The sequence below is a fragment of the Streptomyces achromogenes subsp. achromogenes genome (assembly GCF_000720835.1).
GTDB lineage: Bacteria > Actinomycetota > Actinomycetes > Streptomycetales > Streptomycetaceae > Streptomyces > Streptomyces achromogenes.
In genome coordinates, this window is the sequence record NZ_JODT01000033.1 from 15,771 (window position 1) to 31,996 (window position 16,226).

Genomic DNA, 16,226 nt, shown 5'->3' on the forward strand with positions numbered 1-16,226 from the left:
TCATGTCTCGGATGTCCTGCCCGAGTTACAGGGTCCCGCATATCACAGGCCCGCAACATCGCCTGGTAATCGGGGGGTAAAAACTGCCTTGAGTCCCGGTGGAGCGACGGTCTGAATGCGCTGGCAATAGCGCACGAGCAAGGTCGTCTCGGGGTTGACACTGGTTCGTTCCTTGCAATACTGGATCACTCAACGGGGTGGTAAGTAATGCGCCGCAAGGTCTTGGCGGCGAGCGGGCGCGACGAATAGATACGCCGCATGACTTACGGAGATCCGATGACGCAGGAAAACTCTGTCGCCGTAGTCGGGTTAAGTTGCCGTTTCCCCGGTGCCCACAACGTCGAGGAGTACTGGAGAAACCTTTGCGCGGGCATCGACAGCATCACCCACTTCGATCGGTCCACACTCGACGCTTCCGGACTCGACACCGCCCTCGTCACGGATCCCCGGTTCGTTCCGGCGCGCGGAGTGGTGCCGGACGGCGAACTGTTCGACCGTGAGTTCTTCGGAATCAGCGCCGCCGAGGCGGCGACGATGGACCCGCAGCACCGCGTCTTCCTGGAGTGCGCCGCACAGGCCCTGGACGACGCGGGCATCGACCCCGACCGGTCAGGGAAGTGGACCGGCCTGTTCGCCGGCGGTGACCACACGCCCGCGCCGCCGGCGGGCTCCGTCGACACCGCCACGGCCACACAGCGTCTGATCGGCCGGGAGAAGGACTTCCTGGCCACCCGGGCCGCTTACAAACTCGATCTGCGCGGCCCGGCGATCACCGTGCAGACAGCCTGCTCGACCGGGCTGGTGGCGGTCCACCAGGCATGCCAGGCACTGCTCGGCCACGAGTGCGACGTGGCTCTCGCCGGAGCCACCGCGCTTCACCTGCCGCAGGTCGGCGGCCATCTCCACCAGGAGGGGTCGATCCTCTCCGCGGACGGCCGCTGCCGCGCCTTCGACGCCGACGCCTCCGGCACCGTCAACAGCGGCGGGGTCGGGGTCGTCGTGCTGAAACGTCTCACCGACGCGCTGGAGAACGGCGACCGGATCCTCGCCGTCATCCGTGGATCGGCGGTGAACAACGACGGCCGGGAGAAGGTCGGCTACACGGCGCCCTCGGTGGCGGGGCAGCGGGACGTGATCCGGATGGCGCTGGCCCGGGCGGGCGTCTCCTCCGACGAGATCGGCTACGTGGAGGCGCACGGCACCGGCACCCCCGTCGGGGACCCGGTCGAAGTGGCGGCGCTGAGCGCGGCGTTCGCCGCCGAGAGCGAGGGCTCCCGGACCGGTCCCTGCCTGCTCGGCACCGTGAAGGCCAACATCGGCCACGCGGGCGCCGCGGCGGGCATCGCCGGCCTGATCAAGGCCGCGCTCATGCTGCACCACCGCGTCTTCGTCCCGACCCCGCACTTCTCCCGCCCCAACCCCGCCCTGGACCTCGACGCGTCACCGTTCCGGATCAGCACCGAGCACCGTCCCTGGGAGCAGGCCGGGCCACGGCTCGCCGGCGTCAGCTCCTTCGGCATCGGCGGCACCAACGCCCACCTCGTCCTGGAGGAACCGCCCCGCACCGAGCCGGGCGACCTCGACGAGGCGGACGGGGCACACGCCCTCTGTCTGTCCGCCGCCACCCCCGAGGCGCTGCACACGATGCGCACCCGGCTGGCCGACCGGTTCGACGCGGCCGACGCGCCCCGGCCAGCGGACGCGGCACGGACCCTGGCGGCGCGCCGGCGCTTCCCGTACCGCCTGTCCGTCGTCGCCGGGACCGCCGCCGAGGCCGCCGCGCTGCTGCGGGACACCGACCGGACCACCCGGGCCGCGCAGGCTCCGCGGGTGGCCTTCCTCTTCCCCGGGCAGGGCGCCCTGCAAGCCGGTCACGGCCGGGCCGCCCACGCCCTGCTCCCGGTCTTCCGCGAGGTGTTCGAGACCGGCCGGGCCCATGTCCGCGCCCGCCACGACATCGACCTGGCACCGGCGCTGGACCCCGGCACCTCCCCCGACTGGTTCCTCGACACCCGTCACCAGCAACTCGGCCTGTTCGTGTACGGCTACGCGCTGGCCCGGCAACTGTCCGTCTGGGGCGTCACCCCGGAGGCCTCGCTGGGGCACAGCGTCGGCGAGTACGCGGCCGCCGCGACCGCCGGCGGCTGGGACTGGCAGGACGCCCTCGATCTCGTCCACGCGCGCGCGACCGCGATGCACCAGGCGCCGCCCGGCCGGATGCTCGTGGTGCGGGCGCCGCTCGACGAGGTGACACCGCTGCTGGACGACACTGTGTCGCTCGCCACCGTGGGCTCCGGTTACGCCGTCGTGTCGGGCCCGGCGGACCGGATCAAGGCGCTCGCCGCCGACCGGCGGGCCGCCGGCACCGCGACCCGGCTCCTGCCGACCGCGCACGCCTTCCATTCGCCGCTGATGGCGGCCGCCGCCGAGGAGCTGCGGAAGGCCGTGGCCACCGTGCCGGGGAAGGCGCCGCACCAGACGTGGATCTCCGGGGTCACCGGCGAGCCGACGGCCCCCGGGCAGGCGCAGGACCCCGACTACTGGGCCCGGCAGCTCACCGGCACCATCCGGCTGGACCTCGGGATGCGCACGCTCGCCGAGAGCGGTGCGCAGGTCCTGGTGGAGCTGGGTCCCGGGGACTCGCTGACCCGGGAGGCGATCCGCCGGTCGGCGGACCTCGTCGCCGTCCCGCTCCTGGGCCGCTCCCCGTCCGACGAGCGCGGGAACCTGCTCGGCGCTCTCGCGCGGCTGTGGGAGGAAGGGGTGCCGGTGGACTGGGAGTCCCTGGCGCCCGTCCGCGCCGGACGGCTCTGCTCCCTGCCGCCCCATCCGCTGGCCCGGACCACCGTGCCGGCCCCGCCCGCGGCACCGCCCCGCCCACCGGCGGCGGTCGCGCCGGTCCCGGCCGCGTCCTCCGCACACCGCGCTCCGCAAGCCGTCACCCCGGTGTGGACACAGGCCGGCGCCGCCCGTCCCGACGCCTACGACGTGCTGCTGGCCGGAGACCCCGCCCGGCTCGGCGCGGCCCTGTCCGGTCACGGGGTCACCGCGGTCGCCTGGCGGCCCGGTGCCCTCGCGGCGGCGGCCGACGGCTTCGCGGTCCGGGACGGGCGGCGACCCCTGGTGATCGCCGTTCCCCCGGAGCGGGAGGCCCCGCCCGGTCCGGACGCGCCGGGCGTCGCCCCGGTGCTCGCCGAAGCGGTCGAGACCGCCGGGCGGCTCGGCGCCCCCTTGTTCGTCGCGGGCCGCGCACTGACCGACCTCCTGACCGCCGCCCCCGCGACCGCCGCCCCCGACTGGGACGCCTGGGCCGCGCACCACTCCCGGACCGGACGGCCCGTCGCCCTGCTCGACCTCGGTGACGGCCCCGCACCGTCCCGGCTGCCCGGCCCCGGGGCCGACGCGCACGCCTGGCGCGACGAGGTCTGGTGGGATCTGGAACCGCGGCCCGTGCGGCTGTCCGCCCCCGCGACGGACGGGGCGCCCCCGTCCTGGACCGTGGTCGGCGACGGACACCCGCGCGCCGCCGCCCTGGCCGCCGACCTGGCCGAACAGGGCCTGCCGGTACGGGAGTACGCCGAGGCCGTGCCGCTGCCCAATCTCACCGCGCCGGTACACGCCGCCGCCGACGGAGTGGCCTGGACCAGCCGGACCACACCGCTCACCCGGCGGACCGCGCTGAGCCGGAAGCTGGACCTGTACTGCGCCGGGCTGATCGGGCAGCAGATCGTGGCGATGACCGGCCTCACCGACGGCCGGCGGATGACGGACCAGGAGCTGCGCCGGCGCATCGATCCGGACCGGCGCCTGCCCGCACTGACCGACTTCTGCCTGCGCGTGCTGGAGCAGGAAGGCTGGCTGGCGCGGGACGGCGACCACTGGCAGGCCGCCGGCACGCTCACCGCCTCGCTGGCCACCGCGCTGGCCGCCGAGTCCGGGCTGGACGAACTCCCGGGCCTGAAGCGGATGCTGCGCCATGTCACCGCGGCCTACCCCGAGGTCTTCGCCGGTCACCGCACCCCCGTATCGGTTCTCTACCCCGACGCCGATACCGGGTTGCTCGACGGCTGGCTGCGCGACAACCGGATTCCGCTGGACGACTGCGCCGCCGCGCTGGAGGCCCTGCGCGACGTCGTGCGCACCGCGACCGCCGGTACCGAGGAGACCGGCCGGACCTTGCGCGTCCTGGAGATCGGCGCGGGAGCCGGCCGGCTCACCTGGCCCCTGCTGACCGAGTGGCCCGGCCGGCGGGGCATCGAGTACCACGTCACCGACGTCAGTCCGCTGATCGTACGGCGTGCCGAGGCTCGCGCGGCCGAGCTCGGTCTGACCGACCTGAGGTTCTCCACCTTCGACATCGCAGCGGACCCGGTCGACCAGCAACTGGTGCGGGGCAGCTACGACTTGGTGCTCGGGTACAACGTCGTCCACGTGGCCGAGTCGGTTCCCACGGCGCTGCGGCGGCTCGCGGGGCTGCTGCGACCCGGCGGCCAGCTGGGGCTGGTCGAGGTCACGGAGATCGCCCGCTGGTCCCATGTCATGTGGGGCCTGGCGCCGGGCTGGTGGGACTTCGGCGACGAACTGCGCACCGACTCCATCCACCTCGACGCGCCCACCTGGCTGCGCGCGATCGAGGACGCCGGATTCACCGACGTACGGGCGGTGGACGCCAGTCTCGCCAGTGACCACGTGGTGGTGTTCGCGGCCGGCCCCGGACCCGGACGGCCGCCGGGCGACGGCGGGTTGCTCTACCTGCCCCGCACCGGCCGGGCCTCCGCGGACCGGTGGCGGGAAGTGCGCGAGCGCCGGCCCGGGCACGCCCCCGCCTGGGTGGTGACCGAGGACCCCGACTCCTGGGAGGGCGAGCGGCTGCGCCGCGGCCTGGATCCCGCCCCGAGCGGCCACGCCTGGGGGCACCTGGAGGTCCCCCGCCTCGATCCCGGCCGGCTGGCGCGTCTCCTCGCCCTGGATCCGCCGCCGGGACGCCTGCGGCTGCCGGACGGCCCACCCGCACCCGCACCCGAGGAGGACCCGACGGTCCCGGACGCCGGGTCCGCGGCACCGGCGCCGGCCACGCGGGGCACGCCGGCCGCGCCGGCCCCTGCCGAACCGTCCGGCATGGATGGCGCGGATGGAGCGGGTGGAGCGGGTGGAGCGGCTGACACGAACGGCTCGGATGGCGCGAACGGCGCGGACGGCCTCACCACGGACCTGGCCACCCTGTGGTGCGAGGTGCTGGGCACCCCGACGGTGGGCGGTGACGACGACTTCCACCGGCTGGGCGGAGACTCGCTGATGCTCGTGCAGCTCAGCGGACTGATCGGCAACCGTCTGGGGCACCACGTGCCCGTCACGTCACTGCCGCACGACCTCACCTTCACCGCTCTGGTCGGCACCGTCCGGCAACTCGTCCCCGCCGCGGAGCAGACCCGTGCCCCCGAGGTCACGGCACCGGCACCGCTTCCCGGCCTCGCGCCCGCCGACCTGCCCGACCACGTCACTCTGCTCCGCGCGGCCGACTCGGGCCGCCCCCTGTTCCTGGCGGCCCCGGCCACGGGCAGCTCCCTGTGCTACCGGCAGCTCGCCGGCCATCTCGACGGCAGCCGGCCGGTCTACGGTCTGGAGGCGCCCGGCCTGGGCGACCACCGCCGCCCGCTGACCCGCCTGGAGGACATCGCCGCGCACCACGTCACCGTGTTGCGGCAGGTCCAGCGCGACGGGCCGTACCTGCTGGGCGGCTGGTCGTACGGAGCGATGGTCGCCCACGAGATGACCCGCCTGCTGGAGGCGATGGGCGAGTCGGTGGAGCTGCTCGTGGGCATCGACGGCTACCTGCCCGCCACCGGTGGCCTGCCGGTCGGCGCCCTGCCGCACTGGCTGGTGCCCAGCCTGAGCCTGCAGTGGGAGGCCCGCTTCCGCCCCCGCTCCCCGCGCCTGGTGCCGGAACGGCCGGAGGGCGGGCTGCCCCGGGTGCGGGAGCTGGCCGGGCTGCGCTTCACCGCCGGTGTGCCGGACTACGTACGGCTGCACAACACCAGCATCAGAGCCCTGCTGCGCCACCGCCCCCGGCCGGTCCGCGCACCGATGCTGCTGCTCAAGGCCGGCACCGACCACGACCGGCGCACCCGGCTCGGCCTGCGCCTCGCCCCGCTGTACGGCGCCGGGGTGACCGTGCGCCCCCTGCCGGGCGACCACCACAGCATCCTGGGCAGCCGGCACGTACCCGCGCTCGCCGCCGCGATCGACCGGGCGCTGGCGCCGCCGGCGGACCCCAAGCGCTGACGCACCCCCGTCCCCCCACCCCGATTGGCCTGCCCATGGCGCAACGACGTCCTGCCCAGCCGCGCAACTTCTCGTCCGACCCCGACCGCCCCAGCTTCCTGGAGGAGCTGTACCAGGGCCGCTTCCGCTGGGACCTGATCCACCCCTTCGCCGAGCAGGACGCGGCCGACCGCGCGGCCGGCGACCAGGCCGTCGCCGGTCTGGGGGCCTTCCTGCGCGAACACGTCGACCCGGCCGAGGTGGAGGCATCGGGGCGGCTGCCCGAGAGCCTGTACCCGCTGCTGCGGTCCCGGGGCTACCTGAGCCTGCAACTCGACCCGTCGCTCGGCGGCCTGGGCCTGTCGCACTTCAACGTGTTCCGGGTCGTACAGGCCGCCGCGAGCCACTGCTTCCCGGTCGCCCTGGTGATGGGCATCGAGAACTCGGTCGGCACACCCGCCTTCTGGCCGGTGGTGCCGGACGGGCCGCTGAAGGACCTGCTGCACCGGCACCAGAAGCTCGGCGGCCTGTCCGGCACCGCCGACACCGAACCCGGCGGCGCCGCCAACCAGTACCGGGCCACCACCGCCGTGCCGGTCGACGGCGGGGCTGCGTATGTGCTCGACGGCCACAAGGTCTTCGTGGGGCACGCGCCCCTCGGCACGCTGTTCAGTGTGACCGCGACCGTCCGGGAGAACGGCACCGCCACCAACCAGGTCTTCTTCGTGGAGGCCGACACCCCCGGGTTCTCGCGCGGGCAGTGGCACGAGTTCTCCGGCATCCACGGCTTCCCCAACGGCTGGATCACCTTGGACAACGTCCGGGTGCCCGCCTCGCACCGGCTTCTGGAGGAGGGGAACGGGCAGGCCCGCCTGACCCCCGCCGTCTCACGGCTCGTCACCCGGGGACGGCTGCACATGATCGTGGCGCCGTCGCTGGCCGTGGCGAAGCTGTGCTGCCGGTGGTCACGGCAGTTCGTCGACCGCCGGGTGGTGGACGGGCGCCCGCTCGGGGAGTACGAGGAGATCCGGCGCAGGCTCGCCGACTCGCTCGCGGAGACCTTCGCCGTGGAGAGCGTCGCCCGCGCCGCCCTGCTCAACGAGGACCAGGACCTCGGACGCAACACGGCGTTCGAACAGAACCTCGCGAAGAACATCGCCTCCGTCGTCGCCGGCCGTGTGGCCGACCGGACCCTGTCCCTGATGGCGGCGGAGGGTTACGAGACCGCGGCGAGCAAGAAACGCCGCGGGGCACCGGCGATACCGCTGGAGCAGGCTGTCCGCGACGTACGCAACATGCGGATCTCCGGCGGCGTGGACTTCATGATCGATTACTGGCTCGCGGGCCGCAACATCCTGTCGTACTACTACCCCGAGCCCGACGAACCCGAGGCCCCGGCCGCCCCGGACGCGAGTCTCCTGGACGCCGACCTGACCGACCGCAACCGCGCTCATCTCGCCGCGGTCGTCGAGGAGACCCGCCGGTTCGGGCTGACCTGCCGGGAGCTGGCCCGCCGCCATCCGGACCGCTCCGGGCTCGCCGCCCGCCAGCGCGCGCTGGTCCTGCTCTCGCGGATCTCCGGTGAACTCTTCACCATGGCGGCCGTCCTGGCCCGCGCCTCCGGCATGACACGGGCCGCCGCGCCGGCGGCCGAGGACGGCCAGCGCCTGGCCGACCTGTACTGCGCCGCGGCCCGGCACCGCTTGGCCGGGGACCTGCGGGAACTGCGGGACGCCACCTGCGACGACGGTGCCGACTACGCCGGGCAGAGCACGGCCTGGCTCTCCGCCACCGGGCCGCACCCGCTCTCCGAGGACCTGATCTGACGAGGCAGCGGCTCACCCGCCGTGCCGACCCGTACGCGACGAAGGAGCAGTTGCCATGACGGTCCCCGACCACACCGCCCAGGGCCGCCCGCCCGGCGCCCCGGAGCCGGACGAGGAGGTGGTGGTCCCGGCCTCGGCATTCCAGCGGCGGATCCGGCTCGCGGAACGGATGGACGCCGCCGCCACGTACAACGTGCCGCTGGCCTGGCGGGTGACCGGCCCGCCGCTCGACGCCGGCACCCTGCGGCGTGCCCTCGCGCTGCTGGTGGCCCGGTTCGAGATCCTGCGCACCCGGTTCGAGGAGCGGGACGGCACCCTGTGGCAGCGGATCGGGGCGCCCTGGAGCCCCCGGGTGGACGTGGTCGACCTGCGCGGGGACGGCGCCCCGCTGGAGGCGCTGCACGCGTGGCTCGGCCGGGCCGCCGGCGAACCGTTCGACCCGGCGTCGGGCCGGCTGCTGACCGCCGCGCTGCTGGAGACGGGCGGCCCCGACGGACAGGTGCTCTTCGTCTGCCTGCACCACCTGGTGTGGGACGGCGAGTCCGCCGGGATCTTCCTGCGGGAGCTGGCCGACTGCTACGCGGAGGCGTCCGCCGGCGGCCCGCACCTTCCTCGTCCGGTGGTGGCCGGTGGACGCGACGGCCGCGCACAGTACCGGGACTTCGTGGCCGCGCAGGAGGGCGGCGACCCCGGGCTACGGGCCGCCGAGCTGGCGTACTGGACCGACCACCTCGCCGGGGCGCCCGCCCACCTGGACCTCTCGCCCTCCGGGCCGGACCCCGAGGGCAACGGCACCGTGACCGTTCCCCTGCCCGCGGACCTGGCCGCCCGGCTGCGCCGCGTCCAGCAGGACCAGGTCTGCACCCTGTACCAGCTGGCGGCGACGGCGCTCGCCGCCGTACTGCACCGCTGGACCGGCCGGGACGACGTCGTCTTCGGCGCCCCGCTCGCGCGGCGCGACGACCCGCGCTTCGCGGGGCTGCTCGGGCCGTGCCTCAACACGGTGGTGCTGCGCTCGCGCCCCGCCGCCGACGCGACGCTGCGGGACCTGCTCGTCAGCCTGCGCGACGAGGTCCTCGACGCGTACCAGCACAGCGGCGTTCCCTTCGAGAAGGTGGTGGAGCGGCTGAACCCGCCGCGCCGGTCCGGTCGCACCCCGTACGCCGATGTGACCTTGAGCCTGGAGACCGTCCCCACCGAGCCGCCCGTGCTGGGCGGGGCCTCGCTGGTCAGGCTCCCGCTGTCCTCCCAGGGCGCCGACTACCGGGCCAAGTTCGGGCTGACCGTGGTGCTGACGCTCTGCGGTGACACCCTCGAGGCGGCCTTCTCCTACCGCGGCGACCACGCCCACAGGGCCGACGTCGCCCAGTTGGCGGCGCTGTACGGGCGGCTGCTGGCCCGGCTCCCGGAGACCCTCGACAGCCGCCTCGACACCCTCGACCTCGTGGCGGGCGACGCCGCGGAGCTGGCCCGTCTGGACGCCTGGGAGGACGGCGGCGAGGCCGGCCCGGCGACCACCGTCCCGGACCTGTTCGGCCGTTGGGTCCGCGAGACCCCCGACGCCCCGGCTGTGGACACCGAGCGCGGCGTCCTCACCTATGCCGGACTGCACCGGCGCGCCCTGGCCCTCGCCGCGCGTCTGCGGCCGCTGTGCCCGGCCGGCGACCCGGTGGTGGCCGTGCTCCTGCGCCGGGGCGAGGACCTCGTCGTCGCGATGCTCGCCGCCTGGTACGCGGGCGCCGCCTTCTGCCCTCTCGACCCGGACGCCCCGGCGGCCCGGGTGGGTGAACTGCTCGACGACCTGGGCGCGTGCGCCGTGATCGCCGACGGCCCCGCCCGTGCCGCGCACCCCGCCACGGCCGGCCTGCCGGTCCTGGACGTGCCGGGTGCCGTGGCCGGCCGGCCCGGACAGGACCGGCCGGCGACGGGGACGGACGCCGTCGGCCCGCACCTGGCCTCGGCACAGGCGGCGGCGTACATCGTCCACACCTCCGGTACGACGGGCAGGCCGAAGGGCGTCGTCGTCCGCCACCGCGGCCTGGCCCAGCTCGTCTCGTGGGGAGGTGAGTCGTTCGGCCTGGGGCCCGCGGACCGGACCGGGCACCTCCTGGGGGTCGCCTTCGACGCCACCCAGTGGGACGTGTGGTCCGCCCTCGCCTCCGGCGGCTGCGTCGTCCCCCACGAGGGAACACCGGCCGCCGACGACGTCGCGGACTGGCTCACCCGGCGGCGCGTCTCCGTCGTCCTGCTCGCCACACCGCTCGCGGAGGCACTGTGGGCGTCCGGGGCGGCACTGCCGAGGCTGCGCCAGCTGATCGTCGGTGCCGCCGCCCTGACGAGGACGCCGCCGGCCGGCACTCCGTACCGGATACGCAACGCCTACGGTCCCACCGAGTCGACGGTGATCGCGCTCACCCACGACCTCTCCGGCGGTGCCACCGGGCCGGTGAACACCATCGGACGGCCCATCGCCGGCACCCGGGCCCGGATCCTGGACCCGGCGGGGCGGCGCTGCCCCGCCGGAGTGCCCGGGGAGATCGTCCTGCGGGGCGCGGGCGTCGCGGCCGGCTACTGGCGGCGGCCGGAGTTGACGGCGGAGCGCTTCGACGGCCCCGGCGGCCCGGGCTACCGCACCGGGGACCGGGGCCGGTGGCTGCCGGACGGCACCGTCGAGTACCTGGGCCGGGTGGACCGGCAGCTGAAGATCCGGGGGCACCGGATCGAACCGGGCGAGATCGAGGCGGCGCTGCTGCGGCACCCCGCGGTGTCCTCCGCCGTCGTACACGGCGATCCGGACCGTACGCCCCAGCTGGTCGCCTACCTCGTCGCCGCGTCACCGGCGGGGCCGCGGCCCGAACGCGCCGAACTGCTGGACGGCCTGCGGTCCCGGCTGCCGGCCCACGCGGTCCCGGAGGCGTACGTGTGGCTGGACCGGCTGCCCCTGAACGCCAGCGGGAAGGTCGACACCGCGCGGCTGCCCCGGCCGCGCCGCGAGGACCTGCCGGTGGCCGCCGAGCGGACCGCCCCGCGTGACGACACGGAACGGCGGATCACCGCCGCCTGGGCCGAGGTCCTGGGCCGCGACGAGATCGGCGTGCACGACAACTTCTTCGACCTGGGAGGCAACTCCCTGCTGCTCACCCGGCTGCGCACCTCGCTCCACGGGCGCGGGTTCGCCGCCCTGACGCTGACCGCGCTCTACGAGCACACCACGGTCGCCGCTCTGGCGCGGTTCCTCACGGCTTCCGGAACACAGCCCGCCGCGCCCGCCGACGGGCTGCGCGACCGGGCGGCGCGGGCTCGCCGGGCGATGGCGGACCGGGGCGCGCGCGGCCGGGGCGGCCTGCGAGGGAGTGACGGCTGATGTCGCCACCGCCCGGCAACGCGTCGCGCGGCGTGCTCCGCACGGTGCTGGTCGCCGAAGTGCTCTCCATGAGCGGCTCGCAGCTGAGCGCCGTGGCCATGCCCTGGTTCGTCCTGGAGAGCACGGGTTCGGCGGCGGACATGGGGGTGGTGATGGCGGCCCAGATGATCGCCGTCGCCCTCTTCGGCGTACTGGGGGCTCCGCTGAGCGGACGCCTCGGCCCGCGCCGGGTGCTGGTGGCCTCCGACTACAGCCGTGCCCTGCTGGTGGCGCTGGTGCCGCTGCTGCACCAGGCCGGACTGCTGCCGCTGCCGGTGGTCATGCTCCTGCTGTTCGCCATCGGTTCCTTCTTCGCCCCCTACACCGCCAGTCAGCAGGCGTTGCTGCCGTTCCTCGCCGGCGAGGACGAGAAACTGCTCAGTCAGGCCAACGCCAGTCTCCAGGGCGCCACCCGCCTCGCCATCCTGATCGCCCCGCCCGTTTCCGGGCTGCTCGTGAGCTGGCTCGGCGCGCCGACCGTCCTGCTCCTGGACGCCGGGACCTATCTGGTCTCCGCGCTGATCCTCGGTCTCCGCGTCCCGCGCGGTCTCGCCCCGCCGGTCCCCACCGCCCGCCGGAACACCCGGGCCGCGGTGCAGGTGCTGCGCCGCGACCGGCTGCTGAGCTGCTGGACCATCGGACAGGTCCTGACCGAAACGGCGTGGCAGGCCCTGTTCGTCCTGTTGCCGGTCCTCGCCCGCGAGCAGTACGGCGGCACGGCCACCCTGGCCGGTCTGCTGCTCGGTGCCTTCGGCGGCGGAGCGCTCACCGGCACCCTGCTCGTCGGGCGGGCCCTGCGCCGCCTGTCCCCGTCCCGGCTGTCGGTTTTCGGCAGGATCGGCCAGACCGTGGCCTTCTTCGCCCTGCTGCTGCCGCTGAACGCGCCCGGGCTCGCCGCCGTCCTGTTCACCGCCGGGCTGCTCAACGGCCTGTCCAACGGACCGATCGCGGCGGTGCGCACCGCGCGCATCCCGGCCCCGCTGCGGTCGACGGCGCTCACCCTGATCGCCGCCTTCGGGCTGACCGGCGGAAGCGTCGGTCTGGTCACCAGCGGAGCGGCGGCGGAGAGCCTGTCGTCACGCACCGTCTTCACCCTGCTGGCCCTGTGTCAGGTCCTGGCCGCCGTGTGCTTCGTCCTCGGCGCCCGCCGGCCCCGTCGGGGGACCGCGGCGCACACACCCCACGGATCGGTCCCGCCCGTACCCGTGCCGCCCCGCCCCGGCCCTGACCGGCGGCCTCCGTTGCCCGACTCACCCGACGCATGACGAACGAGAAACGAAGGATGCCGATGACCTCGCTCGCACAGCGCTGCTGCCCCCATCTGGCAGGCGTCCCCGACAACGGCCACGTCCTGGGGCCCGACTTCGTCCAGGACCCCTTCCCCGCTCTCGACCGGCTGCGGAGCGAAGGCCCGGTGCACCTGGTCACGCTGCCGAGCGGCGCCGAACGCTGGCTCGTGACACGCTACGACGACGTGATCCGGGCCCTGGAGGATCCCCGGCTGAGCAACGAGCTCGGGCGCGGCCTTCAGCAGAGCCTGCCGCCCGAGCCGCTGCCGCCGCGCGCCCAGGTCAGCCTGCGCACCACGCAGCTCCTCGGCCGGGCGATGGCCAACCTCGACCCGCCGGACCACGACCGCCTGCGCAAGCTCGTCGTCCGGGGGTTCAGCGCGAAGCGTGTCGAGGGGCTGCGCGACCGCATCCAGCGGAGCACGGACGAACTGTTCGACGCGCTCGGGGACGCGCCCGAGTTCGACCTGGTCGAAACGGTGGCGAACCGGCTCCCCATCGCGGTGATCTGCGAGCTGCTGGGCGTCCCGGCCACGGACACCGGGCTCTTCCGTACCGCCGCCTCCGTGGTCGGCGGCCACATCCCCGACGACGAGACCGCCCTGCGCGTCGTCGCGGCCCTCGACGAGTTCGACGCCTACGTACGCGAACTGATCGGCGCCCGCCGCCTGACACCGCGGGCCGATCTCATCAGCGCCCTCGTCACCGCCGAGGCGGACGGCGAACGCCTGACGGAGGACGAACTCGTCAGCATGGTCGGGATCGTCCTGTTCGGCGGCTACGAACCCTCCGCGCAGCTGATCGGCAACGCCCTGGTCGCGCTGTTGCGGCATCCCGACCAACTCGCCGCTGTACGGGCGGACTTCGGCCTGATCCCCGCGGTGATCGAGGAGACGATGCGGTACGACGGTCCGGTCACTCCGGGACTGAGCCGCTACGCCCTGGAAGACGTGGAGATCGGTGGCACGACCATCCCCAAGGGCTCCTACGTCGTCGTCGGCACCGCCTCCGCCAATCGCGACCCCGCACACTGGCCGGACCCGGCGACGTTCGACATCGGACGGTCGTTCACGGCGCGTTCGCTGGGCTTCGGCCACGGACTGCACTACTGCGTGGGGGCACGCCTCGCCTCCCTGGAGGTGGAGATCGTGCTGGCCACCGCCCTGCGCCGCTACCCCCGCCTGCGGCTGGCCGTCCCGGCGACGGAGCTGGAACGCCGCCCGGGGTCGGTACGCGGCCTGCGCGCGATCCCGTTGCGGGTCGACTGAGCGAAGGCAGGCCGCGAGCCGTTGCCGTGTGCGGTGGTGGCGTACGTGGTGCCGGACGACCAGCCCGGTGCCGCGGTGGCCACCGCGAGATGCGGCCTCAGGCGTAGTGCCGGTAGACGGCCTGGGCGACGCACGCGGGCTTGGCGCTGCCCTCGGCCTCGACGGTGAAGGTGAGCCGCATCTGCACGCCGTCGCCCTTGACGTCCTCCACGGAGTCGACGACACCGTGGAGGCGGATCTTGGCTCCGACGGGCACCGGGCTGGGGAAACGGACCTTCTCCAGGCCGTAGTTGACGCTCATGGCGATGCCGTCGATCTCCAGCAGCTCGTTGAAGAGCGGGATGATCAGGGACAGGGTGAGGTAGCCGTGTGCGATGGGGCCACCGAAGGGGCCGGCCTTGGCGCGCTCCGGGTCGGTGTGGATCCACTGGTGGTCGTCGGTGGCGTCGGCGAAGGTGTTCACCCGGTCCTGGGTGATCTCCCGCCAGTCGGTGCGGCCGAGGTCGGTGCCGGCCAGGGACTTCAGTTCGTCGAGACCGTGGGCGGTGGTGGGCATCGGGGGGTCCTTCCGGTCCTTGCGGCGCGGGTGGGTACGCGTGCGGTGTGGGTGTGCGTGTCAGTGCGGTGCGGGCGGCCGGCCGTCGCCGGTGCCGGTGGTGGCCGGGGCGTGGGCCGCGCGCACCGCGGGTTTGACGAGCTTGCCGGAGGCGGTGCGGGGCAGGGCCTCGGTGAAGACGACGGACTTGGGGATCTTGTACTTGGCCAGGCGGCCGCGCAGGTGGTCGAGGATGTCCGCTTCCTTGGCGCGGGCTCCGGGCTTGAGGACGACGACGGCGCGGCCGACCTCGCCCCAGCGCGCGTCGGGGACGCCGATGACGGCGCACTCCTCGACGGCCGGGTGGCCGAGGACGACGTTCTCCACCTCCGCCGGGTAGACGTTCTCCCCGCCGGAGATGAACATGTCCTTGACCCGGTCGACGATGTAGGCGAAGCCGTCCTCGTCGGTGCGGGCGATGTCGCCGGTGCGCAGCCAGCCGTCGTCGGTGACCGCGGCGGCCGTCTCGGCGGGCCGGTTCCAGTAGCCCGTCATGACGTTGGGCCCGGACACCAGGATCTCGCCCCGCTCCCCCGGTGCGGCGTCGCGGCCGTCGGGCAGGACCACGCGGGTGTCGGTGAAGAAGTGCGGCACCCCCGCCGAGCCCGCCTTGGCGGAGGTCTGCTCCCGGTCCAGGAAGAGGACGCCGGGGGACGCCTCGGTCATGCCGTAGCCCTGGGCGAAGGCCAGCCCCCGGGCGAGGTAGGTGGCGATGGTGCGTTCGGGGACCGGGGCGCCACCGCAGTTGAGGCTGCGCAGGCTGGTCAGGTCGGCCTCGGGCCAGCGCGGCCGGGCGGCGAGCGCGTCGTACATGGTCGGCACGCCGAACATGCAGGTCACCCGGTGGCTCTCGATCAGGCGCAGGACGCGGTCGGGGTCGAAGGCGCCGAGCAGGATGACCCGGCCGCCCTTGAGCAGGGTGGGCAGGCAGGTCATGTTCAGCGCCGCGGTGTGGAACAGCGGGGCGGTCACGAGTGTGACCTCGTCGGCGGCCAGGTCGAGGTCGACGAGGACGTTGACGCTGTTCCAGACGATGTTGGCGTGCGAGAGGACGGCGCCCTTGGGATGGCCCGTGGTCCCCGAGGTGTACATGATCATGCACGGGTCGTCGGGGGCCACCGGCTCGTCCAGCGGCGCGGTGCCGCCGCCGGCGAGCAGGTCGTCGTAGCCGAGGGCGCCGGGGCCGGGCCCCGCGAGGGCGATGCGGTGGGAGACGCCTGCGTCGGCGGCGGCCGGGGCGGCGGCCTCGGCCTGTTCGGGGGCGTGCACGAGGACGGCGGCGCCGGAGTCGGTGAGGTGGTAGGCGAGTTCGGGTGCGGTCAGGCGGGTGTTGAGCGGGACGAACACCGCGCCGAGGGCGCCGGCGGCGAACAGCGTCTCGAGGAAGGCCGGGTGGTTGGGGCCCAGGTAGGCGATTCGGTCGCCGCGGGCCACGCCCAGGGTGCGCAGGGCGTGGGCCAGGCGCAGCACCCGCTCGTGCAGGTGCCGGTAGGTGACCTCGCGGTCCTCGTGGACCACGGCGATGCGGTCGGGGGTCTTGCGGGCTCGGCGTGCGGGCCAGGAGCCGATGCCTTGGTTGCGCAC

Annotated in this window: 7 protein-coding genes; 5 read left to right on the top strand and 2 right to left on the bottom strand. The window is 74.5% G+C overall.

Features of this window, described 5'->3' with window-relative positions; all coding sequences use genetic code 11:
- The first annotated feature begins 276 nt into the window (after window positions 1-276).
- From IH25_RS38685 to IH25_RS0128795, 5 genes are read left to right on the top strand one after another with little or no spacing between them, the layout of a single operon-like run.
- Window positions 277-6,282 carry a type I polyketide synthase gene (locus IH25_RS38685; RefSeq protein WP_167346055.1) on the top strand — a complete coding sequence of 2,002 codons (6,006 nt, stop codon included), beginning with the start codon at window positions 277-279 and terminating at the stop codon, window positions 6,280-6,282.
- Between the two features lie 35 nt (window positions 6,283-6,317).
- Entirely contained in the window at window positions 6,318-8,087 is a 1,770-nt protein-coding gene (locus tag IH25_RS0128780; RefSeq protein ID WP_051754172.1) for an acyl-CoA dehydrogenase family protein, read from the top strand.
- Between the two features lie 55 nt (window positions 8,088-8,142).
- On the top strand, window positions 8,143-11,451 hold the full coding sequence (locus IH25_RS0128785; RefSeq protein WP_030616898.1) for a non-ribosomal peptide synthetase: 3,309 nt from the start codon (window positions 8,143-8,145) through the stop codon (window positions 11,449-11,451).
- A complete protein-coding gene (locus IH25_RS0128790; protein ID WP_063755166.1) occupies window positions 11,451-12,755 on the top strand; it encodes an MFS transporter in 1,305 nt (434 codons plus the stop codon). The genes IH25_RS0128785 and IH25_RS0128790 overlap by 1 nt, the downstream gene beginning before the upstream one ends.
- Before the next feature lie 23 nt (window positions 12,756-12,778).
- Window positions 12,779-14,047 carry a cytochrome P450 family protein gene (locus tag IH25_RS0128795; RefSeq protein ID WP_107058490.1) on the top strand — a complete coding sequence of 423 codons (1,269 nt, stop codon included), beginning with the start codon at window positions 12,779-12,781 and terminating at the stop codon, window positions 14,045-14,047.
- A gap of 97 nt (window positions 14,048-14,144) precedes the next feature.
- On the opposite strand, the gene IH25_RS0128800 is transcribed toward IH25_RS0128795, so the two are convergent.
- Together IH25_RS0128800 and IH25_RS0128805 are read right to left on the bottom strand one after the other, a co-directional pair.
- Window positions 14,145-14,603 (bottom strand): MaoC family dehydratase, encoded by a 459-nt coding sequence (locus IH25_RS0128800; protein WP_030616907.1) that lies wholly within the window; start codon window positions 14,601-14,603, stop codon window positions 14,145-14,147.
- A 60-nt stretch (window positions 14,604-14,663) separates the two neighbouring features.
- Window positions 14,664-16,226: an acyl-CoA synthetase gene (locus IH25_RS0128805; RefSeq protein WP_051754173.1), complete on the bottom strand. Its 1,563-nt coding sequence runs from the start codon at window positions 16,224-16,226 to the stop codon at window positions 14,664-14,666.

Excerpts from the sequence above, each read along its gene's own strand:
- IH25_RS0128795 (WP_107058490.1), top strand. The coding sequence starts at position 12,779 with ATGACCTCGCTCGCACAGCGCTGCTGCCCCCATCTGGCAGGCGTCCCC.
- IH25_RS38685 (WP_167346055.1), top strand. The coding sequence starts at position 277 with ATGACGCAGGAAAACTCTGTCGCCGTAGTCGGGTTAAGTTGCCGTTTC.
- IH25_RS0128785 (WP_030616898.1), top strand. The coding sequence starts at position 8,143 with ATGACGGTCCCCGACCACACCGCCCAGGGCCGCCCGCCCGGCGCCCCG.
- IH25_RS0128800 (WP_030616907.1), bottom strand. The coding sequence starts at position 14,603 with ATGCCCACCACCGCCCACGGTCTCGACGAACTGAAGTCCCTGGCCGGC.
- IH25_RS0128790 (WP_063755166.1), top strand. The coding sequence starts at position 11,451 with ATGTCGCCACCGCCCGGCAACGCGTCGCGCGGCGTGCTCCGCACGGTG.
- IH25_RS0128780 (WP_051754172.1), top strand. The coding sequence starts at position 6,318 with ATGGCGCAACGACGTCCTGCCCAGCCGCGCAACTTCTCGTCCGACCCC.